The organism is Bradyrhizobium sp. USDA 223 (assembly GCF_044909005.1).
In the GTDB taxonomy this organism is placed as follows: Bacteria; Pseudomonadota; Alphaproteobacteria; order Rhizobiales; family Xanthobacteraceae; genus Bradyrhizobium; species Bradyrhizobium yuanmingense.
Window position 1 is genome coordinate 6,930,417 of the sequence record NZ_JBIYDR010000001.1, and the last position, 20,433, is coordinate 6,950,849.

A 20,433-nucleotide genomic window follows, 5' to 3' on the forward strand; every position below is an offset into this window, starting at 1 on the left:
CTATGGTGTGTCAGCTCCGAAGCGTAAGCGCTTCTAATTCGAGCCGGAATGTCCGCTTGGGGTCATGAGCTCTCTTCGGAGCGACGGTTGCCTGCTTCCGGTCTACTCCAATGAGGCGACCAACCGGGACGCGCCGAGACTTCGCGTTTGGGCCAGAAGCGGAAGTCTGAGTTGCGCCGGATCAGCTCTCGTTGCGACGTCGAAACAGTGTGCCGAAAAGCTCTCGGAGAGAATATCGCCGATAGTGGGCGCCGTATGAAAACCGCAGCCGTCGTTCCCGCCGCTTTGCGATTGCCCTTCCGTGACGGAAGTAAAGAGCGATGGTCGCGAGAATGACGATAACGCCAATGATCCAGTGTCCAGACCCGAATAGCGCAATGATGAATAGCCAAACGACGAAACCCGCAACCAGCCAAAGAAGCAAATAGCCAATATACGAGGGAAAATCCGGCATCTTGTTTATCGGCATGCTTCCCGACCACTCCGTCACTGGACCAGCTGCAATGCGCACCAACCTGGCTCTAGTACGTCAACCGATAGGCCCAGGAGATGGGTAAAGTTCTGATGTTGAATCGCGAATGACATTACCGTTAGCCTCAGCCACGGCCCAAATTACATGCGAAGCCCACGCTAATCTACCTTCGCAAGGGCCAATAGCCTCTACTCGCTTGACGATTGTTTAACCGAAATCCGCGTTAACGTTGCAGTGTTCCATGGCATTGCTACCGATTGAGTTACCATCGGCAAGCGTTTTTCAGCCCGGAGAAGTAAATGAAATTGGGCTTAGAGCTAAGGCGGGTCCTGAGCGGGATTGCTTTTCTGTCCGTGCTCTTGCCCTTCTGTTCTACGGCAATTGCGTCTGACGCCGAGACTTACCAGACGGCTGCTGCCGTTGCCGTAAGCAAGCTGGATTTTGACCGAGCCATTCAAATCTACTCCAAAGGGCTCGAACAGCAATTCAGTCTCAAGGACCGGGCGGAGCTGCTGCGGATGAGGGGTGTAACTGCTCAGCTGGCAAAAAGATGGGATCAAGCCGAAGCTGATTTTACCGCGGCCGTCGAAATGGTCGGTTCTACCGACCCGCGCGCTTATCGGGACCGCGGCTTTTTCTATCACCACAGAGGTCACTTCGAACTTGCGCTAGCCGACTACACCGCAGCGGCGAAGCTGTTCCCGGATAACGGGGCTTTCCCCAACGGTCAGGGGCTGGCGCTTATGGAGCAGGGCAAATTCGACGAAGCGATCAAACGGTTTGACGAAGCGATAAAGCTTGCGCCGACATCAGGTCTATTCACGCTTGGAAGGGCCGAGGCCTACAATCGTTCGGGCCGACCGCAAACCGCTTTGGGGGATTACGACAAGGCGATGGCACTCGGACATCTCGCGCTAAACGATACCTATCGACTTCGCGTGGGCGTCGGAGCCGCTCATCTCAAACTGAAGAATGAGAAGGCCGCGATCGAAAGCTTGGATAAGGCTGTCGAACTCGACCCCAATTCGATTACAGCCCTCAGGTACCGAGGCCTAGCCTACGAACGGGCAAGTGAGCTTGATCGTGCGTATCGCGACTATGAGACCGTCTTAAGACTACATCCAGGCGACGAATTTGCCGTGAAGCAGCTGCAGAGGCTCCGCGCGAAGTAGGGATCAAAGGTCGCCTGATCTACAACCATTACCTCAGATATGGCTGCTCGGGTGGCCTCGGAAACTGAAAGCATCAGGTCCGCTTCGGGTCAAAATGCGAAGAACTCAGGTTGAGAAAATCTAGCCAGGTTCACTACGATGAGCGGACCTCCGCCAGCGGAGCCGCAACTTCGCCTTCGGGCCGATTGTGTTGCAAAAGTCACTGTAACCGACGAATGCCCCTTCGGCCATTGGGCAAAGTGGACCGGCTTTGATCCGCCGACCCTGACGCTCTCTATGCAACTCCTACGCTACGCGATGCAGAGAGCATGAGCGGGCGGAGGTCGTGCAACGAGCGACGCGAGGCGCCTCAGATTTTGCGCGATGGCAGCAAGAACAAACTCATCCTGTGCGCCTCGTGGTCCACGCAGTCGAAGCCGACCGAGCCTGAGAATGCGCTTCAGGTGTGCAAACCGCATCTCAATCTTCTTCCGCTCACGTCGCGACGTCTCGAAGCCCTCGGTGCCAACAAATGAGCGGGCAACGTCCCGGGCGTGCTCATGGATGTCGCGCGGGATCTTGCGCGATGGCTCCTTTGGGCAGCATTGCGGTTTGAGAGGGCATACCTCGCAGTCGAGCTTACTCGCGCGATACAGAAGCGTCTTGCCCTCGTGCACGGTACCGCTCGTTCCGAGCTGCTTTCCACTGGGGCAGTGGTAGACGTCGCTGGTCGGATCATATCGAAAGTCGCTGCGCGAGAAGGTGCCATCATCCCGCTTCGACTTGTCGAATACGGGGATATGTGGCGCGATGCCCTTATCCTCGACCAACCAGTTCAGCATCGGAGCCGCCCCGTAGGCGGTATCGCCGATAAGCCGCTCTGGCTTGAGACCAAAGCGCTCCTCCGTCCGCTCAATCATGGTCTTTGCTGCGCCGACCTCCGCCTGGCGAATGGCACGGGTAGCTTCGACATCGAGAATGACGCCGAACTTCACGTCGATGAGATAGTTGTCGGAGTAAGCGAAGAATGCCGCTCCCTTGTGAGCGCCGGTCCATTGGGCCGCAGGGTCGGAGGGCGAAACGAACTTCGGGATAACGTCGCTGGCGGCACCCCACGCGGTATCGTCGAGGGTCGCCAGATACTCCTTCACCGCGCGGCTTGACCTCGCCGGATCACGGTCCCTGCGCCAATCCTGACCTGCGATCGAGCGCTGCTTGTTGGCGTCAGCCGCAATCAGGCTCGCATCGACTGCAAAGCCTTCGCCACCAACCAGACCGACCGCAATGCACGCCTCGACGACACGTTCAAACACGCGACGTAAAACATCCCCCTCGCGAAAACGCTCATTGCGGGCACGCGAGAACGCCGAATGATCCGGCACGGCATCCTCGATGCCGAGCTTGCAGAACCACCGATAAGCGAGGTTCACCTGCACTTCACGGCAGAGCAGCCGCTCCGAGCGGATCGCGAAGACATACCCTACGATCAACATCCGGATCATCAGTTCCGGATCGATCGACGGGCGACCCATGGACGAATAATGAGGAGCAAGTTCGCTGCGAAGCCAGGATAGATCGAGAGCAGTGTCGATCTTCCGCACCAGATGATCTTCGGGAACTACATCGCTGAGATGAAACTCGTAGAACAGTTGACCTTGGTCACTCTTCAGACGGCCCATCATGGATCGACCTCGTCGCGATTCGCGTCAACACAACGGAATCACGCTTGCTGGCTCGTCTCAACTGACTTTTGCAACAATATCGGCCAGAAGCGGAAATCTGTCGCTGCGGCAGAGATGTCCATCAACCCCGCAGGCTAACTCCGTTAATTGAGGAGGTGAAGGGCCGCTGCATGAAGACCGGCAGTTGCTGAAGCTAAGACCGGACCACCCTCCTCAGCCCTTCCCCCATCGATGCGCGTCACCACTCCGCCCGCCTTTTCGATGATGGGGATCAACGCAACGATATCGTAGGATTGGAGCGAAGGTTCGACTGCGAGGTCAATGCGACCAGCAGCGACCATCGCAGTGGCGTAGCATTCGCCGCCGTAGCGAGTCATCCGGACTGAGGCGGCAAGGCGATCGAAGGCCTGCTTGAGCTCACCATCATAGCGATCAGGCGAGTTCGTATGCAGGATGGCCCGCGACAGCGTGCCGACGTCTCGCGTGGACAGTCGCTCGCGCTTGCCTGCATATTCGTACCAGGCTCCATCGGCGGTGGCCCAGAAACGCTCACGCGTGAAGGGCTGGCTCATCATTCCCTGTTCGGCTCGACCATTGACGGTGAGCCCGATCAGTGTGCCCCAGACGGGAAGGCCGCAGATGAAGGGACGCGTCCCATCCACGGGGTCTAAGACCCAGCGGCAGGAACCGCTTCCGGTTAGACCGAGTTCTTCGCCCAGAATGGCATGGTCGGGATATTCGGCCTCGATCGCAGCTCGAATAGCAATCTCGGCCTGCCGGTCAGCGTCGGTCACCGGGTCGAAGTAGCCCTCTCCAGTTTTGGAATCGATGGCAAGGGCGGTGCGAAAGCGTGGCAAGGTTTCGCGATCGGCGATATCTGCCAGTCGATGGAGGAAATCGGCGCTCGGTAGTCTCGGCATCAAACACTCCAATTTTGCACGCTCACTGCCGTTGTATCCGGATGGCTGGCGAATTACATCCTAAACTTGCATAATGTCCGGTGGTGATCTTGAAGGTCGCCCTCGAGACCTCGCCAGGCGCTATAAGTCGCTCGACCTGATCCGGTCGCCTCCTGGCGACGTATTGAATACCGAGGCGGTGGGCTGCACTCATCAACGGAAAGACTCGCGCAAGCACAACGAGCAGGTCCAGCCCTCCGTTGGAGGGCATGCGAACGGACAGCGGCGTAGCAGGGGTAGTGTTCGCACCATCACTGGAGGCTGAATACCAGGCTGATTTTGTCCCGGGACGTCACTCGCCAAAAGAACAAGCCTGCATTCGGTTCCATTTCGCACCCGCACCCACTTTCCACATCGCAGATCGATCATCCCCACAATAAGTCTTGGCCGTGCGGCGTGAAAGCCAATACGCTGTGTGGTGGCAATGACGCCAGACGCACTCGTGGGTCGCAACAGCGGGTATCAGCATTGCGGACAAGAGTGCGTGCGTGAGATCCGTTGAGAGGCTGCGCGATGACCGATCTTTCCTTGAAAGCCGCGACACCTGCTCCACCCGACACCGATGCCGAGCCGAGCCTGCGCCGGGTCATGGGCCCGTGGCTCCTCCTGCTTTTCATCGTCGGCGACATTCTCGGCACCGGCATCTATGCGCTCACCGGCCAGGTCGCCAACCAGGTGGGCGGCGTCGTCTGGCTGCCGTTCCTCGTCGCCTTCGTCGTGGCGCTGATCACTGCGCTGAGCTATCTCGAACTCGTCACCAAGTATCCGAAGGCCGCAGGCGCCGCGCTCTACACCCACAAGGCGTTCGGCATCCATTTTATCACGTTCATCGTTGCGTTTGCGGTGATGTGCTCGGGGATTACCTCCGCTTCCACTGCCTCTCGCGCTTTCTCTGCAAACATGTCGAACGCGTTTGGCCTGGGCCTGTCGGGGTTCGGCATTACCATGACTGGGCTCGTCTTCATGGCGGTTGTTGCCGCGGTCAACTTTCGCGGCGTTGGCGAAAGCGTCAAGGCGAACGTTGTTCTGACCTGCGTCGAGCTAACGGGCCTCTTGATCATCATCATCATCGGCCTTTGGGCGATCGGCCTCGGCCAGGGTGACGTCTCGCGCGTCACGCAGTTCAAGGCAGGCGATGCCGGCATGTTCTGGCCGGTGATCGCTGCGACCACGCTCGCGTTCTTTGCCATGGTCGGCTTCGAGGATTCCGTCAACATGGCGGAGGAATGCAAGGATCCGACACGGCATTTTCCAATCGTGCTGCTTGCCGGACTGCTCATCACCGGCGCAATCTACGTGCTGGTCTCGATCTCGGCGATTACGCTGGTTCCGCCGGAGAAGCTCGGCGAAGGCGAGACGCCGCTGTTGCAAGTGGTGAGGGCCGGCGCGCCGAACTTTCCGCTCTGGATCTTCGGCTTCATCACCATGTTTGCGGTGGCCAACTCCGCGCTGATCAACATGCTGATGGCGAGCCGGCTCGTCTACGGCATGAGCCGCGAGCATGTGCTGCCGCCGGTGCTTGGCAAGGTGCATGCGAGCCGGCGTACGCCCTACATCGCGATCGGCTTCACCACGCTGCTGGCATTCGCACTGATCACCTTTGTCGGCGAAGTGCCGGCGCTCGGCGGAACGACCGCGCTGCTTCTGCTCTGCGTGTTTACGGTGGTCAATATCGCGGTGCTGGTGCTGCGCAAGGACAACGTCGCACACGACCATTTTCGTACGCCGACGATCCTGCCGGTGCTGGGGGCAATCTCCTGCGCATTCCTGGCCGGGCCATGGACCGGACGGGCGATGGTCCAGTACCAGGTCGCGGGGGTCTTGATCGCCATCGGTGTCGTGCTCTGGGTGATCACGACGCTCGTCAACCGCGCCCAAGGCGTCAGGCCCGAGCAGCCAGACATGGAGACGATCGGCGGACGGGGACCTGTGAACTAGCTGCAGCTCGGGTGGTGCGATGCTGCCCGACGCGGCGAGGTCGGCTATGGGTCACAAGCGGAAACGCTCTGCCCAGCAGAAGATGTCCTGTCTTCCTTCAGGAGCTGACATCGCTTTTACGAGTACACGCCCTACTGGCTCCGCCCCGTCCCGTCATTGAGCAGACACGCCACCTGATGCCCGTCTCCGGCATCCACCAGCGCCGGCCGCTGCGTCTTGCACCGCTCCATCGCAAACCGGCAGCGGGTGTGAAATGCGCAGCCCGACGGCGGATTGACCGGGCTCGGCACGTCGCCGTCGACCAGCGGCGCGAGCTTCTTCGCCAGCGGATTGGCGACCGGCACTGAGGCGAGCAGGGCCTGGGTGTAGGGATGCCTGGGGTTGCGGAACAGCTCGTCCTTGTCGGCGATCTCGACGATGCGGCCGAGATACATCACGGCGACGCGGTGGCTGATATGCGCGACCACGGCGAGGTCGTGCGCGATGAAGAGATAGGAAAAGCCGTGCTGCCGCTGCAGGTCGATCAAAAGGTTGATCACCTGCGCCTGGATAGAAACATCGAGCGCGGAGACCGGCTCGTCGCAGACGATCAGGCGTGGCCCCAACGCCAGCGCGCGGGCGATGCAGATGCGCTGGCGCTGGCCGCCGGAGAATTGATGCGGGAAGTTGCGCATCTGGTCGGGCCGCAACCCCACCTGCTCGAACAGCCTTGCGACCCGTGCTTCCAGCTCCTTGCCGGTCGCGAGCCCGTGCACGGCGATCGGCTCGCCGACGATGTCACCGGCGGTCATGCGCGGATTGAGCGAGGCGAACGGGTCCTGGAACACGATCTGCATCGAGCGGCGGTGCGGGCGCAGCGCCGTCTTCGAAAGATGCGTGATGTCCTCGCCGTCGAGGCGGATCTGACCCGAGGTCGGCTCGACCAGCCGCAGCACGCTGCGCGCCACCGTGGACTTGCCGCAGCCGGATTCGCCGACGAGGCCGAGCGTCTCCCCGGTGCCAAGCGCGAACGAGACGCCGTCGACCGCGTGCACGGTGCCGACCTGCCGGCGTAACACGCCGGCGCGCACGGGGTAATGCTTTTTGAGATCGGTGACTTCGAGCAGCGCCTCGGTCATGCCACCTCCGCGACTTCTTCAGCGCGCCAGCAGGCGGCGAGATGGCCGCCGCCCCAATCCGCCAGCGGCGGATATTCGGCCTCGCAACGCTTGATGGCGAGCTTGCAGCGCGGCGCGAAGGCGCAGCCTTGCGGCAGCCGCACCAGCGACGGCACCGTGCCGGGGATTTCGTTCAGCCGCGCCGGCGCGGCGACGCCGGAGGCCGGCACGGCCGGGATCGAGGCCATCAGCCCGCGCGTATAGGGATGCTTCGGCGCGGCGAACAGCGCCTCGACGCTGGCTTCCTCGACCTTCCGTCCCGCATACATCACGATCACGCGCTGCGCGGTCTGCGCGACCACGCCGAGATCGTGCGTGATCAGCACGAGCCCGGTGCCGAGCTCCTTCTGCAGGTCGAGGATCAGCGCCAGGATCTGCGCCTGGATGGTGACGTCGAGCGCGGTGGTCGGCTCATCCGCAATCAGGAGCGCCGGCCGGCACGCCAGCGCCATCGCGATCATCGCGCGCTGGCGCATCCCGCCGGAGAGCTGGTGCGGATATTCCCGCGCGCGCCGCGCCGGCTCGGGGATGCGCACCAGCCGCAGCATCTCGACGGCGATATCTTGCGCCTGTTTCGCCGAGATGTTCCGGTGCAGCCGCACGGCCTCGACGATCTGATCGCCGATCCGCATCACCGGATTGAGCGAGGTCATCGGCTCCTGGAAAATCATGGAGATGCGATTGCCCCTGACCGCGCGCATCTGCGCCTCATCCAGCGCCAGCAGGTCGGTGCCTTCCAGCGAGACGGAGCCGCCGACGATGCGGCCGGGCGGATCGGGCACGAGGCGCATCAGCGACAGCGCGGTCACGCTCTTGCCGCAGCCGGATTCGCCGACGATCGCCAGCGTCTCGCCCCGCCTGACGCTGAAGGAGAGGTCGTCGACAGCCCTGAACAGGCCGGAAGTGGTGAAGAACACCGTCTTCAGGTTCTTCACATCGAGCACGAGATCGGTCTTGTCCGCCATCAGCCGCGCTGCCTCGGATCCAGGATGTCACGCAGGGCGTCACCGAACAGATTGGCGCCGAACACGGCGAGGCTGATCGCGACGCCCGGGAAGATCACCAGCCACGGCGCGGTGCGGACATATTCGGCGGCGGATTCGGACAGCATGCGGCCCCATGACGGATAGGGTTCGGGAATGCCGAGGCCGAGGAAGGACAGCGAAGCTTCGGTCAGGATGGTCGAGCCGAGCTGGGCGGTGGCGAGCACGATCAGCGGCGCCAGCGTGTTCGGCAGCACGTGGCGCAGCGCGATCCGAATCTCGCTCATGCCGATCGACTTGGCGGCCTCCACGAACGGCTGTTCGCGCAGCGCCAGCGTGTTGGCGCGGATGACGCGCGCGACCGTCGGGATCAGCGGAATGGCGATGGCGATGATCACGTTCGGCAGCGACGGCCCGAGCGCGGCCGTCATCACCAGCGCCAGCACCAGCAGCGGCAGCGCCTGCAGCACGTCGGAGACGCGCTGGAACACCAGATCGACCCAGCCGGAGAGATAGCCGGAGGTGAGGCCGACGATCACACCGATGGTGCCGCCGAGCACGGTCGAGCCGATGCCGACCGCGAGCGAGATCCGCGCGCCGTGGATGATGCGGCTGAACACGTCGCGGCCGAACGAATCGGTGCCCATCCAGTGCGCCAGGCTCGGGCGCGCCAGCGCGCGGGTGGAATCCACCGTCAGCGGATCATAGCGCGCGATGAAATCGGCGAAGATCGCCGTCAGCACGAACAATGTCATGATGACGAGCCCGGCCGCGCCCAGCACGTGCCGCTGCGCCATGAACAGCACGCGCCGCCAGCCCCCGGTCGCATGCGCCCCGGCCCGCCTCAGCTCAACGTCGAAGTCGATCGCGGCCATGTGAGCTCTATCTTCCCCCTCTCCCCGCCTGCGGGGAGAGGGTTGGGGTGAGGGGGGCTCTCCACGGGGGAGGTGAGAGTTGGACTCGCGGAGACTCCCCCTCACCCGGATTGCATCTCCGATGCAATCCGACCTCTCCCCGCAAGCGGGGAGAGGTGAAGGAACGCGCGAGCGCGGTGTGGACGACAATCATTGCGCTAATCCGTGTACCTGATCCGCGGATCGAACACCGCGTAGAGCATGTCGACTGTGAAATTGGCGAACACCACCACGACCGCGATGAACATCACGAGGTTCTGCACGATCGGATAGTCGCGCCAGCGGATCGCCTCGACCAGGAAGCGCGCGACGCCGGGGATGTTGAACACGGTCTCGGTGACGATCAGGCCGCCGATCAGGAACGCCGCCTCGATGCCGATCACGGTGATCACGGGCAGGATCGCGTTCTTCAACGCGTGGTGATAGTTCACCGCCGCCTCGGATGCCCCCTTGGCGCGCGCAGTGCGGATGTAGTCCTGCCGCAGCACCTCCAGCATCGAGGAGCGTGTGATGCGCATGGTCAGCGCCGCGCTGCGGAAGCCGACGGCGGCGGCCGGCACGGCGTAGGTCGCGAACGCCTCCAGCCAGGTCTTCGGATTGGGATTGAAGATCGGCATCTGCCCGAACATCGCCACCGACGCGGTGAGGATCAGAAGGCCGAGCCAGAACGAGGGCAGCGACAGGCCGCTGAGGCTGACGACGCGAAGCGCGTAGTCGAGCTTCGTGCCCTGCTTCACCGCGCTGATGACGCCCAAGGGGATGCCGATCGATGCCGAGAACAGCAGCGCGAGGCCGGCGAGCTTTGCCGTGATCGGAATTCGCGGCAGGATCTCCTGCAGCGCCGGCTTCTCCGAGACGTAGGAGAAGCCGAAATCGCCGCGCAGGAAGCCGCTGATCCAGTGCCAATATTGCACGATCAAGGGACGGTCGATGCCGAGCTCTTTCTCCAGATTGGCCTTGTCGGCGGGATCGACATAGCCGGCGGCGGCGAACAGGATGTCGACGATGTTGCCCGGCACGATGCGCAGCAGGAAGAAGATGACGATCGAGATCCCGAACAGGGTCACGAACATCAGGAACAGGCGCCGCACCAGATAGGCAAACATCACCGCCCTCCGCGCTAGCCGTTAGCGTCGCGTCACTTGTCGAGCCACACGTCCTCGTAGCGGAAGCCGTTGTAGGAGCTGTTCGACATGATCGTGACGCCCTTGACGTGCGGGTGCCAGCAGGTGCCGGCCCGTGCATGGAAAATGATCGGGCGGGCGACGTCCTCCTGCAGCTTCTTGTCGATGTCCCAGACCAGCGGCCTGCGCTTGGCGAGGTCGGTCTCCTGCGACTGCACGTCGAACAGCTTCTCGATCTCCTTGTTGCAGTAATTGGTGTAATTCCGCTCCGAGCCGCAGGCATAGTTCTCGTAGAACGACTGGTCGGGATCGTCGACGGCATTGCCGGTCAGGTTGAGGCCGAGCATGTAATCCTTGCGCGCGACCTTCGGGAACCAGTTCGCGGTTTCCACGACGTCGAGCTCGCCGTCGATATAGATGGTCTTGAGCTGGTCGATCAGGATCACGGCGGGGTCGCGATATTCCGCGATGTTGCGCGTCGAGACTTTCACGGCGAGGCGCTTGTCCGGACCGTAGCCCGCCTTCTGCATCAGCTTCCTGGCTTCCTCGCGGTTGGCGTTGATGTCGCGGCCATAGCCCGGAATGGTCTCCAGCCTGTCCTTCGGCATGCCCCAGAGGCCCTGCGGCGGCGGCAGCATGGTGCCGCCGATGTCGCCCTGGCCTTCGAACAGGATGTCGACGAACGCCTTGCGGTCGAGCGCGAGCGCCATGGCGCGGCGAATGTCGATGTTGTCGAACGGCGCGGAGGTGGAATTGACGATGATGTTGGTCGAGACGTTGGTCGGCTCGACGACGCAGGTCGCGTTCGGCGCCTGCGACTTGATGTCCTTCAAAAGCGGGATCGTGATGTGCGTCGGAAAGGTCATGTCGAACTTGCCGGCGACGAAGGCCAGGATCGCGGTCGAGCGGTTGGTGATGATGGTGTATTCGATGCCGTCGAGATAGGGCAGACCCTTCTTCCAATAGTTGGGATTGCGCGTCAGCTTGATCGATTCATTGGCCTTGAACTCGACGAACTTGAACGGCCCGGTCCCGATCGGATTTGTGCGCATGTCCGCCGGCGAGACGTGGCAGGGATAGACCGGCGTGTAGCCGGAGGCGAGCATCGCCAGCAGCGAGGGCTGCGGCCGCTTCAGGTCGAAGGTGACCTCGAATTCGCCATTGGTCGTGACCTCGTTGACCTCGCTGTACCAGGCCTTGCGCGGATTCTGCCGCAGCTTCTGCTGCGACTTGCCCATCAACAGATCGAAGCTGCATTTGACGTCGGCCGAGGTGAACGGCTTGCCGTCGTGCCATTTCACGCCCTGGCGCAGCTTGAACGTCAGCTTCTTGTTGTCGCTGCTCCAGGACCAGCTTTCGGCGAGGTCCGGCCGCAGCGTATCGGGGCTGTTCTGCGCGATGTGCTGATCGTAGATGAGGAGATTGTTGAACACCCCCATGAAGGGAATGTTGATCGAATAGGTCGCGCCTTCGAGGATCGAGGCGTTGGCCGGACTGTCGCGGTGATACATCCGCAAGATGCCGCCCTGCTTGGGCTCGCCGGCGAGCGTGGCAGTTGAGGCCGTCAGCACAGATAACGCCGCCATTGCGGCGAGCGCCCACACGCTCCGCATGCTCATCCTCCCTGGACCTCGGCCTTTTGCGGCCTGTTGATCCAGACGATAGCGAGGCGCGTGCAGCGAGGCAACCCGCAAGGCCAGCTGCGCTCTCGACAATTCGGATGACGGAATATCTGAGGTGCTTCTCTCGCGATGTGAGAGTGCAGGTGCGAAGAGATAGTGCTTTGAAACCCGGTCGTCATCCCGGACAAGCGCGCCCTCAGCGCGCGCAGATCCGGGATCCATAACCCCAGGAAGATGTTTGGCGAAGACTCGGAGTTGCCAGCTCATGCCGCAACTCCTTCCTGGGGTTATGGGTCCCGGGCTCGCGACTTCGTCGCGCCCCGGGACGACAGCAGATCTTGTGGCGCTTGCGGTGCGCGCTATCCGGTACAACCCTCACACGATCCGCGAGACTTTGTTCCCGCAGCAGCCGTCAGGCGGCGAGCAGCAGGATCTCGCGCACATCGGCGGGACCTTCGATCCTGCGCGGGTTGCGCGGAATCCAGTTCGTGCGCATCGCGGCTTGTGCGATCGCATCGAAATGCTCCGGCGAGATGCGCACGTCGGCGAGGCTGCGCGGCATGCCGAGCGAGCGGATGAAGGCATCGAGCACGTCGGCGGCGTCACGGCCGGGATAGCCCATGGCGGCCGCGACGATCGTCTGCCGCTCGGCATTGTCGCGCGCGTTCCATCGCATCACCGCCGGCAGCATGACGCAGGAGGTGTAGCCGTGCGGCACGTCGAAGGCCCCGCCCAGCACGTAGCCGATGCCGTGGCTCGCGCCCATGGGCACGCCGGCCGCAAGCGCGCCCATCGACAGCCAGGTGCCGATCTGCGCGTCCATCCGCGCATCGAGATCGCTAGGGTCGGCCTTCACCCGCGGCAGCGCGTCGGCGAGCATGGCGAGGCCCTTGACCGCTTGCGCATCGGCGTAAGGATGCGTCTCGCGCGAGCAGATCGCCTCGACGCAATGGTCGACTGCCCGGATGCCGGTCGACAGGAACAGCCATTCCGGCGTGTGCACGGTAATGGCAGGATCCAGTATGGTCGCGCGCGGCACCGCGAGCGGATGCCGCAGCATCTGCTTCACGTGGCTCGCGCGGTCGGTGACTCCAGCGATCGATGAGAACTCGCCGCCGGCAATCGTGGTCGGCACGCTGACCTGCCGCACGTGAGGGGCGTTCATCTCGGGCGCAATGCCCTTGTGCACGCGGATGCGGTCGATGCCGCCGATATCGTCGATGCCGTTGGCGAGGCAGAGCTGCACCGCCTTGGCGCCGTCGGTGATGGAACCGCCGCCCACCGTGACGATCAGATCCGCCTCCGCCGCGCGCGCCGCTTGTGTCGCCGCGATCACCGCCTCGCGCGGCGTATGCGCCGGCATCGCGTCGAACAGGCCGACGCAGCGGGAGCCGAGCGCGTCCCTGATTTTGGTGATTTCGTCGGTCTGCCGGTTCAGCGTCCCCGAGACCATCAGGAAGGCGCGGCTTGTTCCCAGCCGGTTCATCTGCGCGACGATGGCTTCGGCCGCAGGATGGCCGAACACGACCTCCTCGATCGCGCCGAACACGACACGTCCCTGGTGCACGCCTGTCCTCCCCGGACAATTCGTTGTTGTTGTGACCGCAATCTACCCGACCCCGCCACGTCAGTCATCCGCGAAGACGCTGGCCGTTTCGCAGCGCGGGGGCGGGGCTGTTGCAAGATGAGATGTAGCGACGGCCGGCGCGCACGCCTCGTCCTTCGAGACGGCGCTACGCGCCTCCTCAGGATGAGGCTCATCAGCGCCGGTGCCCGGTCGAGATTGCCGCCGCGCGCTCCACCCTCATCCTGAGGAGCCCGCGAAAGCGGGCGTCTCGAAGGATGGCGACGGGGAAAGCTCGCGGCGCCTTGCCACCCGGCAGAGGCCCCCCGGCCGCTATCCCTTAAAACACCACGCCCACGCGCGTGCCGCGCTTCCAGGCGATGCGGCAGCGCTTCTTGGTGTTGACGTGGAGCAGCTCGAAGCGATCAGGGATATTCACCTGGCCGCCGAGATCGACGCAGGCCCCGCCGGGCGAATAGTCGATCAGCGTGCACGGGATCACCGGCGCGCGCGGGTCGGTGATGATCTTGGCCTGGCGTGACACCAGGCCCGCGGGCTTCACACGGACAAACTTGCGCGGATGCATTGGCACGTCTCCTCCAACTCCGCAGGTCGCGGCGGCTGATCTGTCCCAATCATGGAAAAGAGTTGATGCGATCCGCCTAAGGCGCGCCGGAGAATTTTAACGAAAAGTGTCAGCGAATGCGGAAAGCGGCGGTAGCGGGCTGCCACCCTCCCCTGGGAGGGGCAGGGCTATCCCATTTGAGAGCTTTTCCCTGCGGTCATCCTTCGAGACGCCCGCCTTGGGCGGGCTCCTCAGGATGAGGGCGGAGTGCGCGGCAGCAGTTTCAACGAGCACTGATGCTGATTAGCCTCATCCTGAGGAGGCGCGTCAGCGCCGTCTCGAAGGACGAGGCGTGCGCGCAGGCCGCCGCCACGAGTCACATGCGATAGCCCTGCTCTCCAAGGGGATAAGCGCGCCATGCCACCTCACCCCGTCACGCCCTCCACCTCCGCCCCCGCCGCCACATCCACCCCCGGCGGCACCGGCATCGGCACCGTCAAATAATCCTTCGGCAAGTTCACCGGCCGGTAGCCCGGCTCCACCGCCATGCGCTTCAGCACGCTCTCATGCACATGCGCGCCTTCGGGGATCAGGCGCGGCTCGGCATCGGGGATGTAGAAGCCGAAATAGACTTTCCGCTCCGGCCATTCCCGGTATCTCGCGCGCTTCGGCAAGAACTCCAGCACGCGCCAGACCGCAGTCATGGAATCGTGCAGCATGCCGCTCTTCCCGGTAAAAGCGGGCTCGACATAGGTGAACGGCGAGTTCTTGCGCTGGATGCCCCAGGCGAGCTGGTTCACCGTGCGCGGGTTGAACTTCAGCCCGGCCTTCTCGGCCTCGTCGATCATCCACAGCAGCGGGTATTTGGACTCACCGCTCTCGGCCTCCGGATAGCCGCCGCCGACGTCGCAATGCACGCCGGCGAACCACACCTGCATGATGTCCTGCGGCACCTTCTTCTCATCAGGCACGTAGCGGTTGCTCCAGAATTCCTGCGGCTCCGCATATCGCTTCAGGCGGAACATGCGCCGCCGCTCGTCGATCGCGATCGCCTGCCGGAAGATCCTGATGCTGGGATCGCGCAGCGTGAAGGCGAGCTCCTCCAGGCTCGGCCAGTAGAAGCGGTCGGCGCGCGGCACGATCACGCTCGCCACCGTGTCCCAGACGCCGACGAAATGGATGGTCGGCCAGCGCGTCGAGGTGATGCGCGCGAACTGCGCGGCGAGGTCGAATTCGTCCTTCGGCAGCGGCCCGCTCTCGTCGAACACGATGTTCTTGATATCCTCGACGTCGTTGCCGCGCCCGCTGCCGGAATATTGCTTGTAGGCGATGAGGCCTGACCCTGCGAGGTTCGCCTGCTCCGGCGAGATCAGGCCGATCTTGTGGATCAGCCCCGCCAGCACGCGCACCGTGTAGGCCCCGCGCGAAAAGCCGAACAGATAGATCCTGTCGCCGGGCGCGTAGTGCTGCACCAGGAAGCAATAGGACGACAGCACGTTGTCATCGAGCCCGTAGCCGGTGGCGAGCCCCCACACCAGCTTGATGTTGGCCTTCCAGCGCCCCCACGTCGACGGCTCCGTCATGGTGCCGACCCCGGGATCGTAGAACACCATCTGCCTGGGCTGTGTCTTGTCCGTCTTGCGCAGGCAGCGATAGAGCTTCAGGACGTTGGAGATGTTCTCGCTGATCTCGTTGCCGGTGCCGTCACAGCAGATGACGAGGTTCTTGCCGGCGGGCTTGTGTTCGGAACTGGCTGCGGTCTCCATGGATGCGCCTCCGGGGGATGCTACCGGGGCGAGTATAGCGGAAAATGAGCGGCAGCGAGGAGAGGAAGGCGGCGCCGCCGGCAAGCAGCCCCATGGCCGCATCGTCTGTTGACATTAACCTCTTGTTAACCATGCGGTCGCCTAATGTTGACGATGGGGGATCACCATGTCGGCCCATGTGACGCGACGGAAATTGATGCCTGTTTCGGCCGATCCGGCCATCCGGTCGGTGGCGAGGCTGGTGGTTCGCGTCAAGGCCGTCCTACAGGGCAGAACGCCTGTCCTATGGAGCAAAGCCATGTTCGCAAGGGACGACTTAGTGGACAATCTCTGCCGCGATCTCGATCGCGCGCGCGGAAGACGTGATGCGCTCGCATCCGAAGCGACGACCCTGACGGCCCAGATCGCCGAAATTGAAGCTCGCCTTTCGGAGGAGAAGAAAAGGCGGGAGCGTGAGCGCGTCCTGAGCGAGATCGAACTGATCAAGACGCGAATCAAGCAAGCCGCCGGCGCGTTTGCACCTGTCGTCGACGGTCTCTCCAGGGCGGTCGAATCGGCTGCGGCAGTTGTGCCCGAGGCGCGCGAGCTCAATAGTTTCCTGGTGTCGGTGGCGACCGAGATCGACAGCGTGCTCGATCCCCTCTTGCGTGAACTGGATCAGCGCGCGGATGCGGTGCGATCCGGCCAGGCAGCGCTGGACTTGCCGAGTTCGGCCGTTGAAGCGCCGCCCATCGAGCTGCCGAAGGACACCAACGAACGCCTGCTTCGCTTTCCGGCCTGGCTGTCCCGCGACAAGGAAACGGACAAGAAGGAAACCGCCGAGAGCCCGCGCAGCACGGCGGCGTGAAGCATCGGCGGCTGTGCACGCTCTACGCCGTCATTCCGGGGCGCGCCTCTTGGCGCGAACCCGGAATCCATCCCTCAACAGTCACTGCGGCCAAATGGATCCTCAGATGCGCAATTGCGCATCATAGCTCGCGACTTCGTCGCGCCCCGGGATGACGATCTAGTGTTGGGCCACCACTCAGCTCGCCGCGCGGCGCAGGAAGGCCGGGATATCGAGAACGGCCTCGTCGGGCGCATTGCGCGCAGGCGCGCGGCCGTAAGGATCGAGCGGCTGAAGCGCCGCCTGCCGCGCATAGTCCAGGCCCGGCCTTGCCGGTGGCCCCACGGGGTGATGCGGCTGCGGGCGGAGCGGCGGGCTGCCCGCTTGCGGAAGGGCGGCGCTGCGCTCGATGCGATCGGCAATGCGGCGGCCGTCGCTGCGCAGCCTGCCGGCGAGCTGCGTGAGGGCGGTTTCCACCGGGTGCGCCTGCGCCGGATCGAGATTATCGATTCCGGTCGCCACCACCGAGACGCGGACGATGCCTTCGAGGCTTTCGTCAAAGGACGCGCCGACGATGATGTTGGCGTCGGGGTCGGCCTCGTCGCGAATGCGGGTTGCCGCTTCGTCGACCTCGTACAGCATGAGATCCTTGCCGCCGGTGATGGAGATGATGAGACCACTGGCGCGCTTGATCGAGGGATTTTCGATCAATGGATTGGAGATCGCTGCGACAGCGGCGGCGAGCACGCGCTTCTCGCCGGAAGCCTCGCCCCGTCCCATCATGGCCTTGCCCTTCTCCTTCATGACGGAGAGGACGTCGGCAAAATCGAGATTGATCAGGCCTTCCTTGACGATGAGGTCGCTGATGCAGGCCACGCCCGAATAAAGCACCTGGTCGGCAAGGGCAAAGGCATCGGCGAACGTGGTCTTCTCGCTCGCCACCCGGAACAGGTTCTGGTTCGGGATGATCAAGAGGGTGTCGACCGTCTTCAGCAGCTCCTCGATGCCGGCTTCGGCAAAGCGCATGCGGCGCTGGCCCTCGAAGTAGAACGGCTTGGTGACCACGCCGATGGTGAGAATGCCGAGTTCGCGCGCGATCCTGGCCACGACGGGTGCAGCCCCGGTGCCGGTGCCGCCGCCCATGCCGGCCGTCACGAACACCATGTGCGCGCCGGTCAGCTGATCGCGGATCGTGTCGATCGCCTCTTCGGCCGCGGCGCGTCCCAGTTCCGGCTGCGAGCCGGCGCCGAGGCCTGCGGTCACCCGGGTGCCGAGCTGGATAAGGCGCTTCGCCTTCGACATCGCCAGCGCCTGCGCGTCGGTGTTGGCGACCACGAACTCGACCCCTTGCAGCCCGGCCGTGATCATGTTGTTGACGGCATTGCCGCCGGCGCCGCCGACGCCGAACACGACGATGCGGGCTTTCATTTCATGGATATCGATATTGCCTGCCATTTTTCCCTCGCGATTGGTCCGGCAAGCCGGGGATTAAAGAAAATCTCGAGTGCTACCTGCAAGCCGCGCGGTCTGCTTTGACGATGGAAGCGGCCAGATGTCCCAATCGACGCGCGGCGTATCCCGCGAGCGTCCCGCCAGGGCGGCGATCGCTCCGCAGCGCCGTCACTTCGTCTTCCAGTCGTGCCGCCCACGCATTGGCGGCCGTCGTCTCGGCGGCCGCCTGCGTCAGCTCGACGGCGAGGCGATCGGCACGCTCGCGCTCGCGCTCGAACACGGTCCTGTAGGCAGTTGCGACGGATTCGAGCCGCGCGATCTCCGCCTTGAGGGCCTGGGACTTGATTGCCTCGATCTTTGCCATGGAGGCATCGATGGGGTCTGCCCGGCGGCCCTTTCGTGAGCGGGGCGTGTACCGGAGCGCGGCGAGATCGACGCTCACCAGGGCTTTGCCGTCCGCCGAGCGCGAGCGCGGCAGGCCGCGACGTCTCGCCAGCGACCGCGCGGCCTCGCGCGAGATATCGAGGCGGGCACTGAGATCGGCATACGTCAACAACGCAACGCACATCGGCGCTTCTCCTGGAGCGAACCGGGAAGGCATTTCGAGCTAATGATGGCTGGACGATTACCGCAGGCTAGGGTGCGTTGGTTAATGGACGGTTAACGCGCGCGCGGGGTGTTTACGGGTGGCGCTGCGGTTGCCGGCGCGGGATCGCAGGGCAGCATCTGCAGCGGCTGCGTCTTGTCCGTCTTGCGCAGGCAGCGATAGAGCTTCAGGACGTTGGAGATGTTCTCCGAGATCTCGTTGCCGGTGCCGTCACAGCAGATGACGAGGTTCTTGCCGGCGGGGTGGGGGTCGGGATTGTGCGCGGTGTCCATGGGATGCGCCTCCGGGGGATGCTACCGGGGCGAGTATAGCGGAAAATGGGGCCGAATGCCTCTTCCTGAAGTGACCAGTACGACTTTCCTCCGCAAAAAGACTCGTCACCCGAGGTCGCCCGTTTGAGAGCTTAGCGAGGTAAGGCAGAAAGTGGAAAAGTGCCGTAAGCTCGGGGCAAATTAATCGGTCGATAGCTGGAAAGTCGATCCATACGCCTGACGACGGACTCGTGGACTATTGCTCCTTCGGGGATGACCCGCGGCTCGCAATCAGGGATGTAGAAGCCGAGAATCGATCTACGCTCTGGCCATTCTTGGTACTTCGCACTCTTCGGAACAAATTCGAGCAATCGCCAGACCGCCGTCATCGAATCATGCAGAGGTCCCGCGAAGTCAGGAGGGGTATGCTTGAAGGGACTACCCTCTGTTGGAATTCCCCAAGCAAGCTGGTTTACAACTTGCGGATCAAAGCTGAGACCGCATTTTGCAGCTTCCTCAATCATCCAGAGAAGGGAATACTTCGACAGCGCACTTTCAGCCTCTGAATATCCACCGCCGATGTCTGCGTGGGCGCCAGCAAACCACACTTGCAAGCTATCCTGCGGTTCTAGCTTTTCAAATTGAGCGAAGCGATCGCGCACGAAGATTTGTGAGTCATCCCACTCCTTTAGACGAAACATGCATCGTCGCTCGTCAATTGAGATAGCTTGACGAAACGTTTGAACACTGGGGTTACGTTTTGTGTAAGCAAGCTCCTCGAGGCTCGGAAAAAAGAAGCGATCAGGGCGAGGAATCACAACGTTCGCGATCGTATCCCAAGCGCCGATCATGCGTATAGTCGGCCAGCGAGTGGGCCAGAAAGTAGTCAAATAGGTGAGGTTGTCGTAGCCAATGGTTTCTAGGGCTACACCGTTTTGCGCCTTTGCAATGCCGGGGAAATCGCGCGGCTCAAATGCGGAGCATTGTTTGTAGGCAATCAGCCTACTTGACATGAAGTTAGCCTGTTCCGGCGAAAGTAACCCCACTGCATGGATTAAACCGGCAAGTGTTCGCACTGAATACGCTCCCCGAGAGAATCCAAAAAGATAGATATGATCTCCCTCTTGGTAGTTGCGGATCAAGAACTCGTAGGCGGACAGTACGCTGTCGTCGAATCTGTAGCCTGTTGCGAGTCCAAGGGTAGATTGAAAATTCTCCCGCAATCTGACCCACACGCTTCCCGCTGGCCCCGGAGCCCCCACACCAGAATCGTAGTAGACTAGTTGTTGAACCGTGTTGCTCTCATTCTTTCGGAGGCAATGATAGAACTTCAACACATTGGAAATGTTGTCTCCGCGTTCGCTGTTTATCCAATCGCAGCAAATGACCAAGTTCTTCAT

The 20,433-nt window shown here is 62.7% G+C and carries 17 protein-coding genes; 3 read left to right on the plus strand and 14 right to left on the minus strand.

The annotated features are described in order from the left end of the window. Nucleotides 1–771 precede the first annotated feature (771 nt). Nucleotides 772–1,644 (plus strand): tetratricopeptide repeat protein, encoded by an 873-nt coding sequence (locus ABIA40_RS32235; protein WP_404545293.1) that lies wholly within the window; start codon nucleotides 772–774, stop codon nucleotides 1,642–1,644. Between the two features lie 290 nt (nucleotides 1,645–1,934). Here the strand turns inward: ABIA40_RS32235 and ABIA40_RS32240 are convergent, their stop codons facing one another. Beyond that, nucleotides 1,935–3,305, minus strand: a complete 1,371-nt coding sequence (locus ABIA40_RS32240; protein ID WP_404545294.1) for a transposase — start codon at nucleotides 3,303–3,305, stop codon at nucleotides 1,935–1,937. A 143-nt stretch (nucleotides 3,306–3,448) separates the two neighbouring features. Next, a complete protein-coding gene (gene hisN, locus ABIA40_RS32245) occupies nucleotides 3,449–4,225 on the minus strand; it encodes a histidinol-phosphatase (protein WP_271541815.1) in 777 nt (258 codons plus the stop codon). A gap of 627 nt (nucleotides 4,226–4,852) precedes the next feature. Between hisN and ABIA40_RS32250 the strand changes: the two genes are divergently transcribed. After that, nucleotides 4,853–6,202 (plus strand): APC family permease, encoded by a 1,350-nt coding sequence (locus tag ABIA40_RS32250; protein WP_198399861.1) that lies wholly within the window; start codon nucleotides 4,853–4,855, stop codon nucleotides 6,200–6,202. Nucleotides 6,203–6,333: 131 nt separating this feature from the next. On the opposite strand, the gene ABIA40_RS32255 is transcribed toward ABIA40_RS32250, so the two are convergent. From ABIA40_RS32255 to ABIA40_RS32290, 8 genes are all read right to left on the minus strand, one after another. Beyond that, entirely contained in the window at nucleotides 6,334–7,320 is a 987-nt protein-coding gene (locus tag ABIA40_RS32255) for an ABC transporter ATP-binding protein (RefSeq protein ID WP_404545296.1), read from the minus strand. Continuing rightward, entirely contained in the window at nucleotides 7,317–8,324 is a 1,008-nt protein-coding gene (locus ABIA40_RS32260) for an ABC transporter ATP-binding protein (RefSeq protein ID WP_404545297.1), read from the minus strand. The genes ABIA40_RS32255 and ABIA40_RS32260 overlap by 4 nt, the downstream gene beginning before the upstream one ends. Then, nucleotides 8,324–9,217 carry an ABC transporter permease gene (locus tag ABIA40_RS32265; RefSeq protein WP_404545300.1) on the minus strand — a complete coding sequence of 298 codons (894 nt, stop codon included), beginning with the start codon at nucleotides 9,215–9,217 and terminating at the stop codon, nucleotides 8,324–8,326. Before ABIA40_RS32265 ends, ABIA40_RS32260 begins: the two co-directional genes overlap by 1 nt. A 197-nt stretch (nucleotides 9,218–9,414) precedes the next feature. Continuing rightward, nucleotides 9,415–10,362 carry an ABC transporter permease gene (locus ABIA40_RS32270; protein ID WP_036045378.1) on the minus strand — a complete coding sequence of 316 codons (948 nt, stop codon included), beginning with the start codon at nucleotides 10,360–10,362 and terminating at the stop codon, nucleotides 9,415–9,417. A gap of 32 nt (nucleotides 10,363–10,394) precedes the next feature. Next, entirely contained in the window at nucleotides 10,395–11,993 is a 1,599-nt protein-coding gene (locus tag ABIA40_RS32275; protein WP_404545302.1) for an ABC transporter substrate-binding protein, read from the minus strand. A 421-nt stretch (nucleotides 11,994–12,414) separates the two neighbouring features. Next, nucleotides 12,415–13,569, minus strand: a complete 1,155-nt coding sequence (locus ABIA40_RS32280) for an iron-containing alcohol dehydrogenase (RefSeq protein ID WP_404545305.1) — start codon at nucleotides 13,567–13,569, stop codon at nucleotides 12,415–12,417. A gap of 337 nt (nucleotides 13,570–13,906) precedes the next feature. Further along, complete coding sequence (locus tag ABIA40_RS32285; protein WP_193760713.1) at nucleotides 13,907–14,152, minus strand: PilZ domain-containing protein; 246 nt, start codon at nucleotides 14,150–14,152, stop codon at nucleotides 13,907–13,909. Nucleotides 14,153–14,556: 404 nt separating this feature from the next. Next, nucleotides 14,557–15,897 (minus strand): DUF2235 domain-containing protein, encoded by a 1,341-nt coding sequence (locus ABIA40_RS32290; RefSeq protein WP_404545308.1) that lies wholly within the window; start codon nucleotides 15,895–15,897, stop codon nucleotides 14,557–14,559. 166 nt (nucleotides 15,898–16,063) lie between these two features. On the opposite strand from ABIA40_RS32290, the gene ABIA40_RS32295 reads away from it, so the two are divergent. Beyond that, nucleotides 16,064–16,744: a hypothetical protein gene (locus ABIA40_RS32295; protein WP_157288088.1), complete on the plus strand. Its 681-nt coding sequence runs from the start codon at nucleotides 16,064–16,066 to the stop codon at nucleotides 16,742–16,744. A gap of 177 nt (nucleotides 16,745–16,921) precedes the next feature. Here ABIA40_RS32295 and ftsZ read toward each other — a convergent pair whose 3' ends face one another. From ftsZ to ABIA40_RS32315, 4 genes are all read right to left on the minus strand, one after another. Further along, complete coding sequence (gene ftsZ / locus ABIA40_RS32300; protein WP_404545310.1) at nucleotides 16,922–18,178, minus strand: cell division protein FtsZ; 1,257 nt, start codon at nucleotides 18,176–18,178, stop codon at nucleotides 16,922–16,924. 52 nt (nucleotides 18,179–18,230) lie between these two features. Then, complete coding sequence (locus ABIA40_RS32305) at nucleotides 18,231–18,743, minus strand: hypothetical protein (RefSeq protein ID WP_404545312.1); 513 nt, start codon at nucleotides 18,741–18,743, stop codon at nucleotides 18,231–18,233. Nucleotides 18,744–18,835: 92 nt separating this feature from the next. Beyond that, nucleotides 18,836–19,054, minus strand: a complete 219-nt coding sequence (locus ABIA40_RS32310) for a phospholipase effector Tle1 domain-containing protein (protein WP_404545314.1) — start codon at nucleotides 19,052–19,054, stop codon at nucleotides 18,836–18,838. A gap of 131 nt (nucleotides 19,055–19,185) precedes the next feature. Beyond that, nucleotides 19,186–20,433: a DUF2235 domain-containing protein gene (locus ABIA40_RS32315; RefSeq protein WP_404545316.1), complete on the minus strand. Its 1,248-nt coding sequence runs from the start codon at nucleotides 20,431–20,433 to the stop codon at nucleotides 19,186–19,188.